We start from the raw sequence: 19,970 nt of genomic DNA, 5'->3' as shown, positions 1-19,970 counted from the left end.
AAGGGCCGCCCATCGATGTCCACCACCGAACTGGGAACCGCTTTCCTGCTTGCCGTCGTCGTCATCCTGGTCGTCTGCCGGGGTGTCACCTTGCTGCTCAAACCGCTCGGGCAGCCGCCCGTCGTCGCCGAGATGATCGCCGGCGTGCTGCTCGGGCCCTCCGTGCTCGGCCTGCTGCTGCCCTCCGTCGAGCACCACGTCTTCCCCGCCGAGATGCGCCCGATGCTGTACGTCACCGGGCAGTTGGGCCTCACGCTGTTCATGTTCCAGGCCGGCTACGAGTTCCGGATGGACCGGATCAAGCCGGTGGCGCGGTCGGCCGCGATGATCTCGGCGGCCGGCAGCGCGCTGCCGCTCGCGCTCGGCGCCGGCGTCACCTGGGCCATGAACAACTCCGTGCACACCTCGCCGCCCGGCGTGCCGCTGCACGTGACCGTGCTTTTCGTCGGCGTCACCCTGGCGATCACCGCGTTCCCGATGCTGGCCCGGATCATCACCGAGAACAACCTCACCCATACCTCCTTCGGCACCGTCTCGCTGGCCGCCGGCGCGATCGACGACGTGGTCGCCTGGATCCTGCTGGCCGGCGTGGTGAGCATGGCCCGCGGCACCGCGGGCACCGCGGTGCTCGCCGTCTGCGGCGCCGCCGGCATGGTGGTGGTGCTCTCCCTGGTGGTGCGCTTCCGGGGCCCGCTCACCCGCGGGATCGAGCGGCTGAACCACGAGCAACTGCTGCTGGTGATGCTGCTCGCGCTGTGCCTGGCCGCCTGGTACACCGACCGGATCGGGCTGTACGCGGTCTTCGGTGCCTTCAGCCTCGGTGTGGCCTTCCCGCGCTCGGCGAAGGTCGACCGCGCGGTGGAGGCGACCGCCCCGCTCAGCCGCACCCTGCTGCTGCCGCTGTTCTTCACCTACTCCGGGCTGAACACCGACACCGGGCTGCTCGGCCAGAGCGCGCTGCTGCTCTTCGCGCTGGCCTGCACGGCGGCCGCGGTGGCGGGCAAGTTCGGGGCCTGCTGGGCGGCGGCGCGCTGGAGCGGGCAGAGCCCGGCGGTGGCGCTGCGGATCGGCACCCTGATGAATGCGCGCGGGCTGATGCAGCTGATCGCGATCAATGTCGGGCTCTCCGAGGGCATCGTGTCGTCCTCGATGTTCACCGTGCTGGTGCTCGTGGCGGTGGTGACCACCACCATGGCGACACCGCTGCTGCGGCTGTGGGACCGGCTGGACGGCGGGGTGCGCGAGGCGGAGGGGCCGGTCCCGGACGCGGAGCCCGTGGGCGCCGCGGCGGGGCTGGGAGGGGCCGCGGGAGCCGCCTGACCCGCCCTGACGTGCCCCGACGTGCACAGACGCGCGGTGATTTGCCTCTGAGGCAAGTTTTTTGCCTCAGAGGCATTTCCTGCTGTTCCATGAAGCCATGGACGACGCCACAGCACCTGCCACCGCTCCCGGCGACGACCTCGTGCTCGCCCCCCGCCTGCGCGAGCGCCGCAGGTCCGCCGGGCTCACCCTGGAGGCCGCGGCCCACCGCATGGGCCTGTCCGCCGCGCACCTGTCCCGGCTGGAGTCCGGACTGCGGCAGCCCTCGCTGCCGGTACTGCTCGGGCTCGCCCGGCTCTACGGCACCACCGTCTCGGACCTGCTCGGCGAGAGTGCGGCCGAACCCGATCCCATCGTACGCGCGGCCGACATGGCGCCGGTGCCCGCGGGCGGGTGGACGTACTGGCGGGCCGGCGGCACCGGGCGGGCCATGCAGGCGCTGCGGGTGCACGTGCCGGCCCGGGCGCAGGAGGCCCTGGTGCGGGTGCACGCCGGCGAGGAGTGGCTCTACGTCACGCACGGGGCGCTGGAGCTGACGCTCGGCGAGCAGGTGCACACCCTGGCCGCGGGCGACTCGGCGCACTTCGACTCGCTCGTGCCGCACAAGCTGGCAGCCGGCACCCGCGAGGGCGTCGACCTGCTGTTCGTCCACACCCTCATGCAGAGCGACACGGCCGGGCTGTGCATCACCCCGCATCAGCCGGCCGACCTACGAGGAGGCCGATCATGACGGAAGGAACCCGTCCGCGTCCTGTCCCCGTGGTGGTGCCCACCACCAACGGCAGCGAGCGGCAGAAGGAGCGCGGGGCCACCCTGCGCGTGCTGGTCTACGTGGCGGTGGCGCACCTGATGGCCTTCTTCCTGTGGCTGATGTTCGCGGTGATCGGCAAGCGGTGACCGCTCGCGGCCGCCGCCGGTCCCCCGCCCGGCGGGCCCGGTGCCTCGACGGCACCGGGCCCGCCGGCGTGTCTCACCAGCGCAGCGTCACCGAGCCGCCCGGGCGCAGGTCCACCGTCCGGGTCCGGCCGGCGGCCACGACCTCGGTGCCGCGGCCGCCGACGCTGTGCAGCGTGGCCTCGGTGACCTTGCCGTCCCGCCAGGCCAGGTCGAGCGTGAAGCCGCCGCGGACGCCGACGCCGGTGATCCGGCCCTGCGCCGACCACGCCTGCGGCAGGGCGGGCAGCAGCTCGACCCGGCCGGGCCGGGAGTAGACGAGCATCTCGACCATCGCCGAGGGCGTGCCGAAGTTGGCGTCGATCTGGAAGATGCTGCGGTCGGCCTCCACCTGGTAGATGTCGAAGAGGTTGAGTGCCGAGCCGTTGCTGTTGGCGGTCGAGGGCCGCAGGTTGGTGGTCACCAGCTGGTAGGCGCGCTCGGCGTCCTTCAGCCGGGCCCAGCACAGCGCCCGCCAGGCGTTCGCCCAGCCGTAGGAGTCCATGCCGCGGGCGACGAGCAGGGCGCGCACCGCGTCGGTCAGCTCCTTCGGCGAGGAGTCCAGGGTGATCCGGTCGCCGGGGAAGAAGCCGATCAGCGGCGAGAGGTGGCGGTGCTGGTCCTCGCCGAGGTTGTCCGGCGACATCCACTCCTCCAGCCAGCCGCTGGTGGGGCTGATCTGCGGCAGGTAGAGCCGGTCGCGCAGGGCGTCGAGGGTGCCGCGCAGGGCGGCGTCGCGGCCGAGCAGGGTGCTGGCGGTGTGGAAGTTGCCGAACAGCGCCCAGACCAGCTCCTGGGAGTAGGTGTTGCCGCGGGTGTCCTGCGGACCCTGTTCGGGCGACCAGTCCTTGTCGTCCACCAGCACCTCGCGGTCCTGCCCGGTGGCCGGGTCGGTGACCGTCATGGACACCAGCCGGGCCTGCCAGAACTCGCAGGCGCCCTTCAGCAGCGGGTAGATGCGGGCCAGGGTGCCGGTGTCCTGGGTGAACTCGTAGTGCTGGAAGAGGGTGTTGGCGATCCAGGCGTTCGCCGCGGGGTGCCACCACCAGCCGGAGCCGCCGTGGATGTTGGTGGAGAAGGCCACCGCCCAACCGGCCACCTTGCCCGAGGAGTTGCGGAACCGGTTGCGCGGGTCGTTGAACAGCCGCCGCGTGGTGTCGGTCCAGGAGGGCAGCTGGGCCAGGCAGTAGTCGGTGAAGGCGTCGAAGCAGCCGGACAGGCCCGCGCGGTCGGCCATCCAGTAGTTCATCTGGACGTTGATGTCGGTGTGGTAATCGCCCATCCAGTCCGGGTCGTTGCCGTCCAGCCACAGCCCCTGCAGGTTCAGCGGCACACTGTCGCGGGAGCCGGAGATCATCAGGTAGCGGCCGAACTGCAGGTAGGCGGCCTCCAGTTCGGGGTCGGGGGCGGCGCCCTGCGCGGCTCTTGCCTGCAGCCTCGTCCAGGTGTCGGCCGCGCGCTGCTCGGGGGTGGAGGCGCCGAGGAAGACGTCCTGCGCGTCGAACAGCCGCCGGTGGTCGGCGACATGGGTGGCGCGCAGGAGCGCGGGGTCGTGCCGGGCGGCGGCGGTGGCCTTGTGCCGGGCCAGCGCCAGCGGGTCCAGGCCCGGGTCGCGGTAGCCGCGGGCGGCGTCCGGCGCGTAGTCGGTGCCGCCGGCGAGCACGATCGTCAGGTCGGCGCAGCCGGTGAAGTCGAGCCCGGTGGCGGTGGCGCGGACCCGGCCGGTGCGGCTGGTGGCGGTGACGGCGGCGGCGTAGCGCAGCCCGTTGGCGAAGGCGGCGGAGATCGAGCCGGTGGTGTCGGCGGCCGAGGTCGCGGTGGTCTCGCCGTGGGTGCCGGCCAGGGTGATGTGCCCGCTGAGCCGGCTGCCGCCGCTCTGGGTGAGGTGGAGCACCACGGCGTCGTCGGGGTGGCTGGCGTAGACCTCGCGGCGGTGGGTGCCGCCGGCATGCGTGTACTCGGCGGTGACCAGGCCGTTGCTGAGGTCCAGGGTGCGGCGGTAGCCGGTGACGGTGCCGGGGGTGTGGTCGGGCAGGTCGACGGTGAGGTGGGCGAGCTGGGTGAAGGAGCCGAACTCGACCCGCTCGTAGGGGAACTGGCCGTCGTCGTCCAGGACGTCGTTGAGCCCGCCGGTCCACATGGTGCCGTCGGTGACGTAGACCGCCTCCTGGGCGGGGTCACCGCCGACGAGGGCACCGAGGCGGCCGTTGCCCACCGGCAGCGCCTGCTGGATCATCGCGTCGGCCGAGGCGGGCGCGGTGTACCAGAGCCGGACCGCCCGGTCCTGCGGGAGACGCGGGTCACCCGTGGGGCGGTCCGGCTCCGCGGCGCTCGCGGTGAAGGCCGGCAGGCCGAGCGCGGCAAGCGACCCCAAGGCTCCGGTCGCACCAGCGGCAGCGAGAAAGCTCCGACGACTGGGCGGTGCAGACGGGTCGCGCTGAGGGGTGGTCATGACGGATGCTCCTCTGGGTGACTACGGTGTCGGACGAGGTTCTTGCCAGGAACGCGGGAGCACCATAAAACTCGTAATTAATGGAATCAAGGGTTCTGACCGCCCTGACTGTCCCACCGAACATCCGATGTCTCAAGGAGCATGCCCATGACGGAGCACGGTGACCCATTCAGCAGGCGCGGTTTTCTCCTCGCCGGCGGCGGCGCCGCGGCGCTCGCCGCGCTCGGCAGCGCGGCCCCCGCGGCGGCCGCCGGCAGCCCCCCGGCGGGGCCGGTTCCGCCGGCCGCCTCCGGCGCCGCGGCCACCGCGGGGCGCGCGGCCGTGGACTGGATCAACCCGTTCACCGGCGCCCTGACCACCTCCCCCGACACCGCCTGCGGCAAGACCTTCCCCGGCGCCGTGGTGCCCTACGGACTGGTGCAGCTCAGCCCGGACACGGTCTCCGGCGGCGACAACGGCAGCGGCTACAGCGCCGACATGACCACCATCGAGGGCTTCAGCTTCCTGCACCTGAGCGGCATCGGCTGCTACGGCGACCTCGGCCAGGTCCAGGTGCAGCCCCAGACCGGCGACCTGGTGACCGGCCGCGACGCCGCCAAGAGCCCTTTCGACAAGGCCACCGAGCAGGCCGAGGCCGGCTACTACAGCGTCGAACTCGACCGCTACGGCGTGCGGGTGGAGCTGACCGCCGCCGAACGGGCCGGCATGCTGCGCTGCACCTTCCACGAGGCGGGCACCGGCCGGCTGAAGGTGGACCTCTCCCGGCGCATCGGCTTCGACGGCTCGCACACCGTCACCCAGGAGCTGCGCCTGGTGGACGCGCACACCGTGGCGGGCTCGATGACCGCCGACCGCTCCGGCGGCGGCTGGATCTGCGGCAACGGCCCCACGTACACGGTCTACTTCTGCATGCGCTTCCAGCTGCCGATCAGCGAACTCGGCACCTGGGACGGCGAGAAGGTCACCCGCGGGGCCACCGCGCAGTCCGGCGCGAGCGACAGCGCGGGGTTCTTCGTGGAGTTCCCCGTCCACGCCGGCCAGCAGGTGCTCGCCAAGGCCGGGATCTCCTTCACCGGCCTGGACGGCGCCCGCGGCAACCTCGAATCCTCCCTGCCCGACTGGGACTTCGACGGGGCCAGAGCCGCCGCCCGCGGCTCCTGGTCGCGCGCGGTCGCCAAGGTGGCGGCCAAGGGCGGCACGGACGAGCAGCGCGAGATCTTCTACTCCGCGCTCTACCACACGATGATCGACCCGCGGGTCTCCAGCGACGCCGACGGCGCCTCCCGCTTCGGCGACGGCCCGATCCGGCACGACGGCTTCACCCAGCGCACCGTCTTCAGCGGCTGGGACGTCTTCCGCGCCCAGTTCCCGCTGCTCACCATCATCGACGAGCAGGTGGTCGCCGACCAGGTCAACACCCTGCTGGCGCTGACCGGTTCGGGAGCGGTCAAGGGCCTGGCCCGCTGGGAGCTGCTGGGCACCGACACCGACACGATGATCGGCGACCCGGCGGTCAACGCGATCGCCGAGGCGTACCTGAAGGGCGTGCGCGGCTTCGACGCCGACACCGCCTACCGCTACTGCCGCGACGTGGCGCTCGGCCCCGCCGAGGTCACCAACCGCAACGACTTCGCCCACTGGAGCACGCTCGGCTACTGCGTGGACACCAGCCTGTCGACCACCCTGGAGAACTGCTACTCCGACTACGCCCTGTCCCGCTTCGCCCGCGCCACCGGCCACCACGCCGACGCGACGGCCCTGGAGCGCACCGCGCAGAACTACCGCAACCTCTTCGACCCGGCGGTCGGCTGGTTCCGCGGCCGCAACGCCGACGGCAGCTGGATGGGCGACCAGGACGGCTGCGTGGAGTCCAACCCCGAGCAGCAGGGCTGGTTCGTGCCGCACGACATCGAGGGCCTGGCCGGGCTCCTGGGCGGCCGCGAGGCGTTCAACACCCGGCTGGACGCGATCTTCGCGCAGACCCCGCCGGCGGACATGATGAAGTGGAACGACAGGTACAACCACTCCAACGAGCCCGTGCACCAGATGGCGTTCATGTTCGTCTACACCGGCGCCCCCTGGCTCACCCAGAAATGGTCGCGCTACGTGTGCGCGAACGCCTACGCCACCGGCCCGGCCGGGCTCGCCGGCAACGACGACTGCGGGCAGATGTCGGCCTGGTACGTGCTGGCGGCCGCCGGCTTCTACCCGGTGGCGCCGGCCAGCGGCGTCTACGCCCTGGCCAGCCCGCTCTTCGACGAGGTGGCCTTCACCACCAGCCGCGGCACCCGCTTCACGATCGAGGCCCGGCACAACTCGGCGCAGAACCTCTATGTGCAGTCCGCGACGCTGGACGGCAGGCCGCTGCACCGGGCGTGGATCACCCACGAGGAGATCGTGCGCGGCGGCCGGCTCACCTTCGTGATGGGCGCGGAGCCGAACACGGCGTGGGGCAGCGACCCGAAGTGGGCGCCCCCGGCCGGGCGGTGACGTCCCGCCGGGCCGGGAGCAGCAGGGCGGTCAGCTCGCGAAGACCTGGAACTCGGCCACCTGCCCGGCCGGCCAGCCGGTGTTGGCGGTGAAGGTCAGCCGCACGTAGCGGGTGGTGGCGGTCGAAGGCAGCGTGATCGTCGCGGTGTTGCCCGAGGCCGGGTCGAAGGTGTGGCCGGCCGAGGCGGCGAGCTGGGTGAAGGTGCCGCCGTCGGTGCTGCCCTGCACCGACAGGGTCTGGGTCCTGGCGCCCCAGGCGCTGGACGGCGGCAGGGACAGCACCACCCGCTTGACCGGCTGGGCGGAGCCGAGGTCGACCTGGAGCCACTGCGGGAAGGCGTTGTTCACCGACTCCCAGTAGGAGTTGGCGTCGCCGTCGGTGGCGTTGCCCGAGGCGTAGGTCTGGGTGTGGCCGGACTCCGCGGTCGCGCGGTGCAGGGCGAGGTTGCCGGTCGGCGGCGGGGTGGTGCCGCCGCCGGCCACCGGCGGGGTGGGGCGGGTGGCGGTCAGGGCGATCTGGCCCTTGAGCATGCGGCCGCCGTCGCCGGTCAGCCGCAGGTAGTAGTCGCTGGAGCAGGCGGTGCCGTCCTCGTCGAGGGCGAGGAAGCCGGAGTTGGTGGGCACCCATGCCTGCGACTCTGCGGTCTTGGCGATCTGGTTGCCCTCGTTGAACTCGTCGAACATCGAGATGTAGATGCCCTGCACCCCGGCCCGCACCATGTTGTAGAACTGCCGCCACATGAAGTCGCCGTGGGCGCGCTGGCGCAGGGTGACCGCGCCGGGCAGCACGCAGGGCTGGTAGTCGATGCCGTGGGCGGCGCACTCGGCGAGGTCGGGCACGGTGGCGACGTTGTAGAAGTTGTCGGCGTCGGCGACGTTGCCGATCCGGCCGACCATCCACGGCGAGAGCATGTGGAAGGCGTGGTAAACGTCCGAGAAGCCCGCACGCGAGTCGCGGTCCCCGGTCCGCCACCAGGTGGGCACCCCGCCGATCACGTAGCAGCCCTGGGACTTGAACCAGTTGACGACGTCCAGGCACGCGTCCGGGGCGAAGGGGCGCTGGTTGTCGTTGAAGCCGAAGCCCCAGATGCACACCACCGGCTTGCCGTTCTGCACGGCGTAGGCCGAACTCGCGGTGTGCGCCTTCATCTTGTTCGTCCAGTCGGCCTTGATCTCCGACTGCATGTTCGTCCAGTCGGAGACGTCGTACATGATGTAGAACTTGCGGCCGTGCGACTCGGCGGACTGCCGGACCTTCTGCGCCATGGCGTCGCGGGTGGGGCCCTCGGAGCCGTTGGGGTTGAAGCGCTGCAGGGCGGCGGTGTCGATGCCGTTCTGCTGCATCCACAGGAAGTGCGTGTCCACCGTCTGCTGGTCGTAGGAGGAGAACAGGGTGGCGGGCTGGCCGTTGCCGAGGGCGGCGTAGCCGGTCTGGTAGGTGTGCGTGTAGTCGCGCACGTCCGGCCAGGCGACGATGCCGGTGTTCGACGGGGACGGCGGCTGGCCGCCGTTGGCGCTCCAGTGCCACCAGGTGTTGATCGGGGCGCCGTCGCCGATGCACGCGAACCAGCCCTGGTAGCCGACCGTCACCTTGCCCACCACGTCACCGGGGCCGCTGGCGGCCGACGCGCTCCCCGCCGCCGCGGTCTGGGCGGCCGCGGTCGCCCCCACGGCGGTGGCGGCCACCGCCGCCTGCAGGAAAACCCGACGTGTGACACCCATCTGGACTCCTCCGATCGGTCGTCGAGCCCCTGATGGTAATGAGACGAACACATGGCAGCAATAGTCCGCGCATCAGGCGAAATATTTGACAGAAACCACGCAAGATTCATGCTCCCGTCGCCCTGACTGCCCCGCCGGCGGTGACCGGACCATGACCGGGCCATGACCGGGGAGGCCACCGCCGCGTGGCCCCTCTGATGGCCGACCCGGCTGCCCGGTCCCCCGCCGCGGGTGCAAGACTGCGCCGTACAACGACCACGACGGGGAAAGGGCAGGTCGGCGGGGGCGCGGCAGACCGCGGTGTGGCAGGCACGGGCAGGAGGAGGAAGCGTGGCGGAAGCGATCATCATCGGCAGCGAGCGCAGCGAGGCGGGGCTGCCGACCGGCATGGAGGTGCTGAGCCGTGGCGGCTCCGCGCTGGACGCCGTGGAGGCCGCCATGCGGCGCTGCGAGGACAACACCGCGGACCACTACGTGGGCACGGCCGGCCTGCCGAACGCCCAGGGCGTGGTCGAGCTCGACGCCTCGCTGATGATCGGCTCGGGCCGGCAGTTCGGCGCGGTGGGCGCCCTCAAGGGCTACCCGAACCCGATCTCGGTGGCCCGCGCGGTGCTGGAGAAGCTGCCGCAGCACAGCCTGCTGGTCGGCGAGGGCGCCGCGCTCTTCGCGCAGGAGTGCGGCTTCACCACCGCCGACCTGCTCACCGAGGAGTCCCGCGAGCTGTGGCGCAAGCAGGTCGCCGACTCCCAGGAGGCGGTCGAGGGCGAGAACACCCGGGCCACCGACGGCGACGCCCGCTACCGGCAGAGCGCCCTGGAGCTGATCCGCCGGCTGGCCCCGCACGACGGCCCGTGGGGCACGATCAACATCATCGCCCTCGACGCGGACGGCGAGATGTGTGTGGGCGTGTCCACCTCCGGTTACCCGTACAAGTACCCCGGCCGGGTCGGCGACTCGGCGCTGCCCGGCGCCGGCAACTGGTGCGACCTGCGGGCGGGCGGCGCGGCCTGCACCGGCCGCGGCGAGCTGAGCATGCGCGGCGGCACCGCGCGCACCATCGTGGAACTGCTGGCCGCCGGGCAGGACCCGGCGGACGCCTGCCGGGCGGCGCTGGCGGACGCGGCCACGCTGCCGGACGACTTCCGGGCCGAGTTGCGCGCGCTGGCGCTGACCCCGGACGGGCGGCACGGCGGCGCCGCGGGCCAGGAGGGCAGCGTGTACGCGCTGATGACCGAGGCGTCCACGGAACCGGAGTTCAGGCCCAGGAGCGTGCTGTGAAGATCTTCATCTCCTCCGACATGGAGGGTACGGCCGGTGTCGTCGACTGGTCGCAGTGCCGTCCCGGCCAGCCGGAGTACGACCGCTACCGGGGCCTGCTGCAGGCGGAGGTGAACGCGGCGATCGAGGGTGCCAGGACCGGCGGGGCGCGCGAGTTCCTGGTCAACGACTCGCACTCCACCATGGCCAACCTGCACCCCGAACAGCTCGCCGGGCGGGCCCGCTACCTGTCGGGACGCCACAAGCCGCTCTACATGATGCAGGGCCTGGACTCCTCCTTCGACGCCGTCTTCTTCGTCTCCTACCACGGCTCGATGTCCGGCTCGCCGGCCACCTTGTCGCACACCTACAACCCGCTGGCGATCAGCGAGGTGCGGCTCAATGGCGTGGTGGCCGGCGAGAGCGGCATCAACGCGCTGGTCGCCCTCGGCCACGGCGTGCCCGTGCTGCTGGTCACCGGGGACCGCACGACCGCGGAGGAGCTGCGGCCCTTCTGCCCGGGCGCGATGTCCGCGGTGGTCAAGGAGTCGGTGTCGCGCTTCTCGGCCGACAGCCTGCACCCGGAGGACGCCCGCGAGGAGATCCGCACGGCGGCCCGGCGGGCGGTCAAGGCGCTCACCTCGAGCGCCCCGGCCCCGCTGCCGGCCATCGAGCTGCCGGCGACGCTGACGGTGCGGATGCGCAACCCCGACCTGGCCGAGATGGCCACCTGGATCAACGGGGTCGCGGCCCACCCCGGCGACCCGTGCACGGTGACGCTCACCGACGAGGACCCGATCCGCCTCTACCGCACCTTCGTCACGGTGGTGCTGCTGACCCGGGGCATCGCCGAGTAGGCCCGTCCCGGCCCGGGGGCACCGTCCCCCGGGCCCGGACGCCGGCTCAGAGGGTGGCCGGCGGGTTCACCTGTGAGTGGGTGATGGCGGTGCCGGGGACCGACCACTTGGCGAAGATCCGCGCGTAGGACCCGTCGGCGATCAGCTTGTTGACCGCGTCGGCGAGCACGGGTGCCAGCGGCGAGCCCTTGGCGGTGGTGAAGCCGACCGGGGTGCTGCTGATCTGGCCCAGGTACTTGGTGTGGGCGACGTGCACGGCGTCGTACTTCAGCGCCAGCGTCGGGCCGAAATAGATGTCCACCTTGCCGTTGGCCAGGCCCAGGAAGATCGGCCCGCTGTCGGAGAAGTACTGCACGGTGTACGGCTTCTTGCCGGCGGCGGCGCACTTGCCGGCGCCGTCGGTGAGGATCTGCTGGAAGGTCGAACCGGGCGAGGTGGCCACGGTGTAGCCGCACAGGTCGGTGAGCGTCTTGACGGTGTTCACCGGGACGGTGTCGGCGCCGAGGAAGGACTGCCCGTCGTTGAGGTAGGTGGCGAAGTCCACCACCTGCTCGCGGGCCTTGGTGACGCCGAAGTTGCCGTAGCCGATGTCGTACTTGCCGTTCTGCACGCCGGGGATGATCGAGGCGAAGGTGCCGTGCTCGACCTGCAGCTTGACGCCGAGCAGCTTGGCGACGGCGGCGCGCAGGTCGACGTCGAGGCCGACCTCCTTGCCGTCCACCGTGCCGCCGTGCGGCAGCCCGACGGTGCCCGGGTCGGGCGGTGTGCCGAGGGTGAGGCTGCCCGAGGAGCGCACGGCGGCGGGCAGTTCGGCGTGCAGGGCGGGGTCCTCGGCGATCGAGGAGACGACGTCCTGGCTCGGCACGGCGGTGCTGCCGGAGCCGCCCGAGGAGGCGGCGGGCTTCGCCGGGGCCGTGGTACCGCCGCCGGAGTCGCTGCCGCAGGCGGCGGTGGCGCCGAGCGCGGCGACGGCGGCGACGGCCGCGAGCAGCCGCCGGGCGGGGATACGGCGGGAGGGGCGGGCGGGCACGGGCATGGCGTGACCTTTCATTGGGGCGGCGGTGCGGACCGGGCGGCGGCGGCCGGCCTTGCGGGCACCGGGACGGGGCGGGGGGCGGCAACGGGCCGCGGGCGGGCGGCGGAAGGAGGGTGCGGGAAAGCAGGAGAAGGGCAGGAAAGGCGCGGGAAGGCGGGGAAGGCGGGGGAAGGCGGGAGTGGACGGGACAGGGGGCGGGGTTCAGAGCACCGCGGACAGGAACGCGCGGGCGCGCTCGTGCCGGGGCGCGGTGAGGACCTCGCCGGGCGGCCCGGACTCCACGATCCGGCCGTCGTCGAGGAAGACGACGGTGTCGGCGACCTCGCGGGCGAAGCCGATCTCGTGGGTGACCACGATCATCGTCATGCCGCTGACCGCGAGGTCCTTGATCACGGCCAGTACCTCGCCGACGAGTTCGGGGTCCAGGGCGCTGGTCGGCTCGTCGAAGAGCAGCAGTTCGGGCTCCATGGCCAGTGCCCGGGCGATGGCGACCCGCTGCTGCTGGCCGCCGGAGAGCCGCTTGGGGTAGGCCGACTCGCGCCCGCCGAGGCCGACCCGCTCCAGGAGTTCGCGGGCCCGTGCGGCGGCCTGCTTGCGGGGGATGCCGCGCACGGCGACCGGGGCCTCGGTGAGGTTCTCCAGCACGGTCAGGTGCGGGAAGAGGTTGAACTGCTGGAAGACCATGCCGACGCGGGCACGCTGGCGGGTGATCGCCCGCGGCCGCAGCTCGTGCAGCCGGCCCCCGTCGTGGCGGTAGCCGACGAGGTCGCCGGCCACCTCGACGAACCCGGCGTCGGGCCGCTCCAAGTGGTTGACGCAGCGCAGCAGGGTGGACTTGCCCGAGCCGGAGGGCCCGAGCAGCACCGCGACCTCGCCCTCGTGCACGTCCAGGTCGACGCCGGAGAGCACCTGGTGGGTGCCGAAGTTCTTGGTCAGCCCGCGTACCCGCACCAGCGGGTGCCGAGCGGTCCCGGCGGTCATGACAGCCCCGCCTGGTGGCGGCCGGACCACACCGGGCCGAGCAGCGGCAGGTTCTCCCGGGCCACGGCGAGCAGACCGCGGTGCTGCCTGCCGCCGGGCGGCGCGCCGCGGCTGCTGCCGCGCGCGTAGTACCGCTCGATGAAGAACTGCCCGATGGACAGCAGGGTGGTGAGCGCGATGTACCACAAGGTGGCCACGATCAGCAGCGGCACGACCCGGAAGTTCTGCTGGTAGATCAGCTCGGTGGAGTAGAGCAGGTCCTGCACCGCGATGACGCTGACGATCGAGGTCGCCTTCAGCATGCCGATGAGCAGGTTGCCGGAGGCGGGGATGATCGCGGGCATCGCCTGGGGCAGCACGATCCGGCGAAAGATGCGGCCCCGGCCGAGGCCGAGCGCCTGGGCGGCCTCGGTCTGGCCGCGGTCCACGGCGAGGATGCCGCCGCGCACGATCTCGGCGGAGAAGGCGGCCACGTCCAGGCTGAGCGCGACGTAGGCGGCGAGCACGCCGCTGAACAGGTGCGCGGTCCTGAAGGAGGCGAAGTGCGGGCCGAAGGGCACCCCGAGGGTCAGGGTCGGGTAGAGCGAGGCGAGTTCGTACCAGAAGAGCAGCTGGACCAGTGGCGGCACGGAGCGGATCAGCCAGACGTATCCGAAGCTGAGCAGGCGCAGCACGCGGTTGCCGGACAGCCGCATGGCGGCGATGCCGATGCCGAGGAGGTAGCCGGTGGCCATCACGGCGCCGGTGAGCCACAAGGTGAGCGCCAGGCCGTGCAGCACCGAGGAGCGCAGGAAGTAGTCGCCGACCGTGCCCCACTCGAAGCGCTTGTTGGTCAGGAGGGTGTTGACCAGCATGGCGAGCAGCACCAGCAGGACGGCGGCCGAGGCCCACTGGCCGGGGTGGCGCAGGGGCACCAGCCGGGCGGCCAGCAGCTCCTCGTCGGAGGGGCGGTCGCCGCCGGCCACGACGGGTGCGCCGGGCGGCGGGCTCTTCGGGGTGGTGGCGGGGGGTGCGTCCGCCGGGGGCGGCGCTGGGGTGGGCTGCGGCTTCATGGCGGGGCTTCCCGTCTCGTCGGACCGTCGCGAGGGGCTGCTACGGGGTCGCTGTGGGACGGCGCCGGGGCGAGCGCGTGGGCCCGTACGGCCGGAAGGGGTCCGCGCACCCCCGCGGGAGGGCGACAGGGCACGAGGGCGCGCGAGGGCGGACCAGGGCGCTGTCGGGCGTCGCGGGAGCGGGGTTGCGGGGAAGGTCTTCCGGGCGGGCGTCAGGCGGTCAGCGGACCGGCGCTCCGTCCGGACACAGGGCGCTGCTCACCCGGAGCAGGTCGACATGGCGGCGCAGGACCCGCAGGTGGAAGGTGCCGGCGGGGCGGCGGGCACTCCTGCCGAGGCTGCCGGGGTTGCCGGTGCGATCGGGTGCGCGCATGTCCACCCCCCCTGGGCGTCTCGGGCCGCCGCGGCGCCGGGAGCCGTCCCGGCGCGGCCGTTCGGGCAACCACGCTAACCGCAGGAGGACTTCAAGACAATGACGGCAGTGTTACGTGCGGACGAAGCCGCGCCGGTCACGGGTCCGGGTCAGTCCTCGATCCAGCCGTGGCCCTTGCCGAAGCGCACGAACTGCTGGCGGATCTGCACGATCTGATCGCCCGTCAGCCACGGCGCCGTCTTCAGCAGCAGCTCGGTGACGTCGCGGGTGTACTCCTCCTCGCTGAGGACGTCGCACATCGGGTCGTCGAGGTCGATCCCCGACGGCCGGGGCACGGACGACCGCATCGGGGGCGGCGCCTCCGCGCCGTGCGCGAGACGGACCGAGGACGCCTTGAGTCCCCGCTCGCCGTCCTCCACCTCGAACTCCACCGCGACCCCGGACCGCACGAACGACTCCGGGATCAGCAGGTCGTTGACATGCAGGAAGACATCCTCGCCGCCGGTCTCGGGCGCGATGAACCCGTACCCCCGCGCCCCGTCGAACCGAACGACCCGACCAGCGACCATACCGACCCCCGACCACAACCGCGGGCCCCTTGCCCGTACCTGGAGCCGATCCTAGCAACACCGCCCCCGGCGGACCCCGCAGGCGGAAGGCGCGCCTCCGGATGCACGTCCGGACGCACGGCGGGCAGCCGGTCCGGGAAACCGCCGAAGAAGCCGCGATTCCCACCGAATCGGGCGCGCGGAATTGTTTTTCGCATACAGACTACTGACGACCGTGATTGAACGAGGCCAGTCTGGTAATGCATGGCAGGCTGCGTAAGCGTACCCGTCCTAGCGGAAAGGACCGCTATGAGTCAGTCTGCGCAACTTGTGGGTGTCGTATCGGAGTCGCGGCCAGGTGAGAGCAGGGTGGCGGCGACCCCCGCAACCGTCACCCAGCTGCGGAAGCTCGGCTACGAGGTCGTGGTGGAGTCCGGTGCCGGGCGGGGAGCGAGCTTTTCCGACGAGGCGTACGCGGAGGCGGGCGCCGCGGTCGGCGAGCGGGCGGCCGCGTGGGGAGCCGACATCGTCCTGGCCGTCAACCCGCCCTCGGCCGAGGAGATCGGCCTGATGCGCGAGGGCGCGCTGCTGGTCGCCCTGCTCGCCCCGGCGACCAGTCCCGACCTGCTCCAGGCGCTGGCCGCGCGGGGGGTGACGGCGCTGGCGATGGACGCGGTGCCGCGCATCTCGCGGGCCCAGTCGCTGGACGTGCTCAGCTCGATGGCGAACATCGCCGGCTACCGCGCGGTGGTCGAGGCCGCCCACCGGTTCGGGCGGTTCTTCACCGGGCAGGTCACCGCGGCCGGCAAGGTGCCGCCGGCCCGGGTCCTGGTGGTGGGCGCGGGCGTGGCGGGACTCGCCGCGATCGGCGCGGCGGGCAGCCTGGGCGCGGTGGTGGTCGCCACCGACCCGCGGCCCGAAGTCGCCGATCAGGTGCGCTCGCTGGGCGGGGAGTACCTGGCGGTGGACTCCGCCGAGGCCGAGGTGAGCAGCACCGGCTACGCCAAGGAGATGTCGCAGGACTACAACGCCCTGGCGGCCGCCCTGTACGCGCGCGAGCTGCCCGAGGTGGACATCGTCATCACCACCGCGCTGATCCCGGGCCGCCCCGCGCCCCGGCTGATCACCGAGGAGATGGTGGCGAGCATGAAGCCGGGCAGCGTCGTGGTGGACATGGCGGCCGCCCAGGGCGGCAACGTGGCGGGCACGGTGCCCGGCGAGGCCGTCACGACCGCCAACCAGGTCACCCTCATCGGCTACACCGACCTGGCCGGCCGGCTGCCCGCGCAGTCCTCCCAGCTGTACGGCACCAACCTGGTCAACCTGCTGAAGCTGCTCACCCCGGCGAAGGACGGGCAGGCGGTGCTGGACTTCGAGGACGTGGTGCAGCGCTCGATCACGGTGGTCCGCGACGGCGAACTCACCTGGCCGCCACCGCCGGTGCAGGTCTCGGCGGCCCCGGCGCCCGCCGCCGCGGCGCCACCGCCGACGCCCGCGGCGGAGCGCAAGCGCCCGGCCGGGCCCGGCCGCCTCTACACCGCCGTCGGGGCGGTCGCGGCCGGGCTGTTCGTGCTGGCCGGCTTCGCCCCGGCCCAGCTGATCGGCAACCTGACGGTGTTCGTGCTGTCGATCGTCATCGGCTACTACGTGATCGGCCACGTCCACCACGCGCTGCACACCCCGCTGATGTCGGTGACCAACGCGATCTCGGGGATCATCGTGGTGGGCGCGCTGCTGCAGATCGGGCACGCGCACACCGCGGTGACCGTGCTCTCCTTCGTCGCCATCCTGCTGGCGTCGATCAACGTCTTCGGCGGCTTCGCCGTGACCCGGCGCATGCTGAGCATGTTCTCGAAGGACTGACGCCGCCATGACCGCATCCTCGGCCGCACAGGCGGCCTACATCGTCGCCGCCCTCCTCTTCATCCTGAGCCTGGCGGGTCTGTCCCGGCACGAGACGTCCCGCCACGGGGTGGTCTCCGGCATCGCCGGCATGGCGATCGCGCTCGCCGCGACCATCGCGCTGGCCACCCGCAGCATCGCCGCCACCGGGGTCGCGCTGCTGGCGGTCGCCATGGTGGTCGGCGCCGGCATCGGCCTGTGGCGGGCCCGCCGGGTCGAGATGACCGGCATGCCCGAACTCATCGCGCTGCTGCACAGCTTCGTCGGCCTCGCCGCCGTGCTCGTCGGCTGGAGCGGCTACCTCGACGTGGAGGCCAAGGGCTCGGGCCAGCACGAGATCGCCCACGACCTGCTCGGCATCCACCACGCCGAGGTCTTCATCGGCATCTTCATCGGCGCGGTGACCTTCACCGGCTCGATCGTGGCGTTCCTGAAGCTGTCGGCGCGGATCAGGTCCAGCCCGCTGATGCTGCCGGGCCGCAACTACCTCAACGTCGGGGCGCTGGCCGCCTTCGTCGGCCTGACCGCGGCCTTCGTCGCCTCCCCGAACGTGGGGCTGCTCACCGCGGTGACGGTGGTCGCGCTCGCCCTCGGCCTGCACCTGGTGGCCTCCATCGGCGGCGGCGACATGCCGGTGGTCGTCTCGATGCTCAACAGCTACTCCGGCTGGGCGGCCGCGGCCTCCGGCTTCCTGCTCGACAACAACCTGCTCATCGTCACCGGCGCCCTGGTGGGCTCCTCGGGTGCGTATCTGTCGTACATCATGTGCGCGGCGATGAACCGCTCCTTCCTGTCGGTGATCGCGGGCGGCTTCGGCATGGAGGCGGCGGGGCCGGACGACCGGGACTACGGCGAGTACCGCGAGATCACCGCGGAGGAGACCGCCGAACTCCTCAAGGACGCCTCGTCGGTGGTGATCACCCCCGGCTACGGCATGGCGGTCGCCCAGGCCCAGTACCCGGTGGCCGACCTCACCCGGCGGCTGCGCGAGCGCGGGGTGGAGGTGCGCTTCGGCATCCATCCGGTGGCGGGCCGGCTGCCCGGCCATATGAACGTCCTGCTGGCCGAGGCGAAGGTGCCCTACGACATCGTGCTGGAGATGGACGAGATCAACGACGACCTCGCCGCCACCTCCGTGGTGCTGGTGATCGGCGCCAACGACACGGTCAACCCGGCCGCTGCCGAGGACCCCGGCAGCCCGATCGCCGGCATGCCGGTGCTGCGGGTGTGGGAGGCCGGCCAAGTCGTCGTCTTCAAGCGCTCGATGAACACCGGCTACGCGGGCGTGCAGAACCCGCTGTTCTTCCGGGAGAACAGCCAGATGCTCTTCGGCGACGCCAAGGAGCGGGTGGAGGACATCCTCAAGGCCCTGTGAGACCACTGTGAGGACCCCGTGCGGGTCCCGGGCGGCGCCCGCCTGCGGCGCCGCCCGGATCTCCCCGGGACCTGCGACGGCAATTAGTTCAACCGTTGACTTAATTGCCGGGGCTCGACTACGTTGTGACGCGGCCAAGGCCGGGCGGTGGCTGCCGAATGCAGTCCGGCACCCGCTCCTTGCCACTCCCCCACGAGCCGCTCCACCCTGCCCTTCGGCGCCGGAGGGCCGCTCCCGCATGCCTCGTACCCGCACGTGACACATGGAGGTGTCGTGTGAACAGAGCACGCAAGCTCGCCGTGGCCCTGCTGTCGGCAGCCGCCCTGGTGGCCGCCGCGCCGTCGACCGCGCTCGCGGCCGGCGCGCCGGCCGGCCACCCCGGCCTCGGTCACAACCCCGTCGGCGGCGCGGCCACCGGCCACTACCCGGATGTCTTCGCCGCCGCCGGCTACTCCAAGAAGGCGGTCGACGCCCGCCTCCAGGAGACCTGGCAGCAGCTCTTCCATGGCGACCCGGGCACCGCGCCCACCCACGCCGACGGCCAGTCGATCTACTACCAGCTCAGCCCGGACCTGGCCTATGTCGAGGACATCGGCAACCAGGACGTGCGCACCGAGGGCATGGGCTACGCGATGATGATCGCCGTCCAGCTCGGCCACAAGCAGGAGTTCGACTCGCTGTGGAACTTCGCCAAGACGAAGATGCAGATCCAGAGCGGCGGCGAGAAGTACTACTTCGCCTGGCACACCGACACCACCGGCAAGGTGCTCAGCACCGGCGTGGCGCCCGACGGCGACCAGTGGATCGCGGCGGCCCTGGCCTCCGCCTCCGGCCGCTGGGGCGACGGCAGCGGCACGTACGACTACGGGCAGCAGGCCGAGCAGATCCTGCACGCGATGTGGCACGCCTCGGACAACGGCGGCGTCAACATGTTCGACGCGGCCAGCCACCTGCCCACCTTCTCCCCGCCCGGCGCGGTGAGTTACAGCGACCCGTCCTACGCGCTGCCGGCCTTCTACAAGGTCTTCGCCACCGCCGACCCGAGCGACAAGGCGCAGTGGGAGCAGGCGTACACCGCGGGCGAGAAGATGCTGCAGGAGGCGCCGAACGCGCAGACCGGCCTCGCGCCCTGCTACGCCAACTTCGACGGCACGCCCTACATGCGGGCCGGCGAGACGGTCGACGACAACGCCTACGACCACAACTTCCAGGAGGACGCCTGGCGGGTCATCGCGAACGCCAACGTGGACGCGGCCTGGTTCGGCACCAAGCCGTGGCAGACGAAGTACTCCGACACCCTGGAGAACTTCTTCCAGGGCCAGGGCGTGAGCACCTACGTCAGCCGCTACCACCTGGACGGCACCCCGCTGACCGCCGGCCAGAACACCTATGAGCCGGCGCACGCCCAGGGCCTGGTGGCGATGAACTCCACCAGCGCGATCACCGCCAACGCCCACGGCCGCAAGGACTTCGTCCGCGACCTGTGGAACACCCCGATCCCCTCAGGCCAGGCGCGCTACTACGACGGCATGCTCTACATGCTCGGACTGCTCTACGACAGCGGGCAGTTCAAGGACTGGGCGCCGCAGGCGCACCACCACTGAGAAGCTCGGCCGCCGACGCCGTCAGGGGGCGCCGGCGGCCGACCGCGCCCGCCGCGGGACCCGGTCGA

The 19,970-nt window shown here is 72.1% G+C and carries 16 protein-coding genes; 9 read left to right on the top strand and 7 right to left on the bottom strand.

Annotated features, from left to right (window positions below; genetic code table 11):
* The first annotated feature begins 15 nt into the window (after positions 1 to 15).
* From BLR33_RS18900 to BLR33_RS35260, 3 genes are all read left to right on the top strand, one after another.
* Positions 16 to 1,320: a cation:proton antiporter gene (locus BLR33_RS18900; protein ID WP_093785692.1), complete on the top strand. Its 1,305-nt coding sequence runs from the start codon at positions 16 to 18 to the stop codon at positions 1,318 to 1,320.
* A gap of 97 nt (positions 1,321 to 1,417) precedes the next feature.
* Entirely contained in the window at positions 1,418 to 2,050 is a 633-nt protein-coding gene (locus BLR33_RS18895; RefSeq protein ID WP_093785691.1) for a helix-turn-helix domain-containing protein, read from the top strand.
* Positions 2,047 to 2,217 carry a DUF6126 family protein gene (locus tag BLR33_RS35260; protein WP_176930321.1) on the top strand — a complete coding sequence of 57 codons (171 nt, stop codon included), beginning with the start codon at positions 2,047 to 2,049 and terminating at the stop codon, positions 2,215 to 2,217. Before BLR33_RS18895 ends, BLR33_RS35260 begins: the two co-directional genes overlap by 4 nt.
* 73 nt (positions 2,218 to 2,290) lie before the next feature.
* Here the strand turns inward: BLR33_RS35260 and BLR33_RS18890 are convergent, their stop codons facing one another.
* Complete coding sequence (locus BLR33_RS18890) at positions 2,291 to 4,705, bottom strand: glycosyl hydrolase family 95 catalytic domain-containing protein (RefSeq protein ID WP_093785690.1); 2,415 nt, start codon at positions 4,703 to 4,705, stop codon at positions 2,291 to 2,293.
* Positions 4,706 to 4,852: 147 nt separating this feature from the next.
* On the opposite strand from BLR33_RS18890, the gene BLR33_RS18885 reads away from it, so the two are divergent.
* Entirely contained in the window at positions 4,853 to 7,195 is a 2,343-nt protein-coding gene (locus tag BLR33_RS18885; protein WP_176930320.1) for a GH92 family glycosyl hydrolase, read from the top strand.
* Positions 7,196 to 7,225: 30 nt separating this feature from the next.
* Here the strand turns inward: BLR33_RS18885 and BLR33_RS18880 are convergent, their stop codons facing one another.
* Positions 7,226 to 8,917, bottom strand: coding sequence for a discoidin domain-containing protein (locus BLR33_RS18880; RefSeq protein ID WP_093785688.1), 1,692 nt, complete (start codon positions 8,915 to 8,917; stop codon positions 7,226 to 7,228).
* 330 nt (positions 8,918 to 9,247) lie between these two features.
* Between BLR33_RS18880 and BLR33_RS18875 the strand changes: the two genes are divergently transcribed.
* Both BLR33_RS18875 and BLR33_RS18870 read left to right on the top strand, forming a co-directional pair.
* Positions 9,248 to 10,195 carry a N(4)-(beta-N-acetylglucosaminyl)-L-asparaginase gene (locus BLR33_RS18875; RefSeq protein ID WP_093785687.1) on the top strand — a complete coding sequence of 316 codons (948 nt, stop codon included), beginning with the start codon at positions 9,248 to 9,250 and terminating at the stop codon, positions 10,193 to 10,195.
* Positions 10,192 to 11,031 carry a M55 family metallopeptidase gene (locus BLR33_RS18870; RefSeq protein WP_093785686.1) on the top strand — a complete coding sequence of 280 codons (840 nt, stop codon included), beginning with the start codon at positions 10,192 to 10,194 and terminating at the stop codon, positions 11,029 to 11,031. The genes BLR33_RS18875 and BLR33_RS18870 overlap by 4 nt, the downstream gene beginning before the upstream one ends.
* 46 nt (positions 11,032 to 11,077) lie before the next feature.
* On the opposite strand, the gene BLR33_RS18865 is transcribed toward BLR33_RS18870, so the two are convergent.
* From BLR33_RS18865 to BLR33_RS18850, 5 genes are all read right to left on the bottom strand, one after another.
* Positions 11,078 to 12,067, bottom strand: coding sequence for an ABC transporter substrate-binding protein (locus BLR33_RS18865; protein WP_093785685.1), 990 nt, complete (start codon positions 12,065 to 12,067; stop codon positions 11,078 to 11,080).
* Positions 12,068 to 12,268: 201 nt separating this feature from the next.
* Positions 12,269 to 13,048, bottom strand: a complete 780-nt coding sequence (locus BLR33_RS18860; protein WP_093785684.1) for an amino acid ABC transporter ATP-binding protein — start codon at positions 13,046 to 13,048, stop codon at positions 12,269 to 12,271.
* The gene (locus tag BLR33_RS18855; RefSeq protein ID WP_176930319.1) at positions 13,045 to 14,100 is read right to left on the bottom strand and encodes an amino acid ABC transporter permease; all 1,056 of its coding nucleotides are present in this window, start codon (positions 14,098 to 14,100) and stop codon (positions 13,045 to 13,047) included. The genes BLR33_RS18860 and BLR33_RS18855 overlap by 4 nt, the downstream gene beginning before the upstream one ends.
* Before the next feature lie 220 nt (positions 14,101 to 14,320).
* Positions 14,321 to 14,473 carry a putative leader peptide gene (locus tag BLR33_RS35255; RefSeq protein WP_176930318.1) on the bottom strand — a complete coding sequence of 51 codons (153 nt, stop codon included), beginning with the start codon at positions 14,471 to 14,473 and terminating at the stop codon, positions 14,321 to 14,323.
* Between the two features lie 149 nt (positions 14,474 to 14,622).
* A complete protein-coding gene (locus BLR33_RS18850) occupies positions 14,623 to 15,042 on the bottom strand; it encodes a cold-shock protein (RefSeq protein WP_093785683.1) in 420 nt (139 codons plus the stop codon).
* Positions 15,043 to 15,330: 288 nt separating this feature from the next.
* Here BLR33_RS18850 and BLR33_RS18845 point away from each other — a divergent pair, with 288 nt between their 5' ends.
* The 3 genes from BLR33_RS18845 (at position 15,331) to BLR33_RS18835 (ending at position 19,902) form a co-directional block, all read left to right on the top strand.
* Positions 15,331 to 16,884, top strand: a complete 1,554-nt coding sequence (locus BLR33_RS18845) for a Re/Si-specific NAD(P)(+) transhydrogenase subunit alpha (RefSeq protein ID WP_093785682.1) — start codon at positions 15,331 to 15,333, stop codon at positions 16,882 to 16,884.
* Positions 16,885 to 16,891: 7 nt separating this feature from the next.
* Positions 16,892 to 18,298, top strand: a complete 1,407-nt coding sequence (gene pntB, locus BLR33_RS18840; RefSeq protein ID WP_093785681.1) for a Re/Si-specific NAD(P)(+) transhydrogenase subunit beta — start codon at positions 16,892 to 16,894, stop codon at positions 18,296 to 18,298.
* A gap of 275 nt (positions 18,299 to 18,573) precedes the next feature.
* Positions 18,574 to 19,902, top strand: coding sequence for a glycosyl hydrolase family 8 (locus tag BLR33_RS18835; RefSeq protein ID WP_107408898.1), 1,329 nt, complete (start codon positions 18,574 to 18,576; stop codon positions 19,900 to 19,902).
* Positions 19,903 to 19,970 lie beyond the last annotated feature (68 nt).

The organism is Actinacidiphila guanduensis (assembly GCF_900103985.1).
Lineage (GTDB): Bacteria > Actinomycetota > Actinomycetes > Streptomycetales > Streptomycetaceae > Actinacidiphila > Actinacidiphila guanduensis.
The sequence above is the reverse complement of the archived record's forward strand: the minus strand, read 5'-3'. Positions and strand labels throughout refer to the sequence as shown.

Coding starts and splice junctions, on each gene's coding strand:
- BLR33_RS18900 (WP_093785692.1), top strand. CDS start 16: ATGTCCACCACCGAACTGGGAACCGCTTTCCTGCTTGCCGTCGTCGTC.
- BLR33_RS18865 (WP_093785685.1), bottom strand. CDS start 12,067: ATGCCCGTGCCCGCCCGCCCCTCCCGCCGTATCCCCGCCCGGCGGCTG.
- BLR33_RS18890 (WP_093785690.1), bottom strand. CDS start 4,705: ATGACCACCCCTCAGCGCGACCCGTCTGCACCGCCCAGTCGTCGGAGC.
- BLR33_RS18860 (WP_093785684.1), bottom strand. CDS start 13,048: ATGACCGCCGGGACCGCTCGGCACCCGCTGGTGCGGGTACGCGGGCTG.
- BLR33_RS18885 (WP_176930320.1), top strand. CDS start 4,853: ATGACGGAGCACGGTGACCCATTCAGCAGGCGCGGTTTTCTCCTCGCC.
- BLR33_RS18880 (WP_093785688.1), bottom strand. CDS start 8,917: ATGGGTGTCACACGTCGGGTTTTCCTGCAGGCGGCGGTGGCCGCCACC.
- BLR33_RS35255 (WP_176930318.1), bottom strand. CDS start 14,473: ATGCGCGCACCCGATCGCACCGGCAACCCCGGCAGCCTCGGCAGGAGT.
- BLR33_RS18895 (WP_093785691.1), top strand. CDS start 1,418: ATGGACGACGCCACAGCACCTGCCACCGCTCCCGGCGACGACCTCGTG.
- BLR33_RS35260 (WP_176930321.1), top strand. CDS start 2,047: ATGACGGAAGGAACCCGTCCGCGTCCTGTCCCCGTGGTGGTGCCCACC.
- BLR33_RS18845 (WP_093785682.1), top strand. CDS start 15,331: ATGAGTCAGTCTGCGCAACTTGTGGGTGTCGTATCGGAGTCGCGGCCA.
- BLR33_RS18855 (WP_176930319.1), bottom strand. CDS start 14,100: ATGAAGCCGCAGCCCACCCCAGCGCCGCCCCCGGCGGACGCACCCCCC.
- pntB (WP_093785681.1), top strand. CDS start 16,892: ATGACCGCATCCTCGGCCGCACAGGCGGCCTACATCGTCGCCGCCCTC.
- BLR33_RS18850 (WP_093785683.1), bottom strand. CDS start 15,042: ATGGTCGCTGGTCGGGTCGTTCGGTTCGACGGGGCGCGGGGGTACGGG.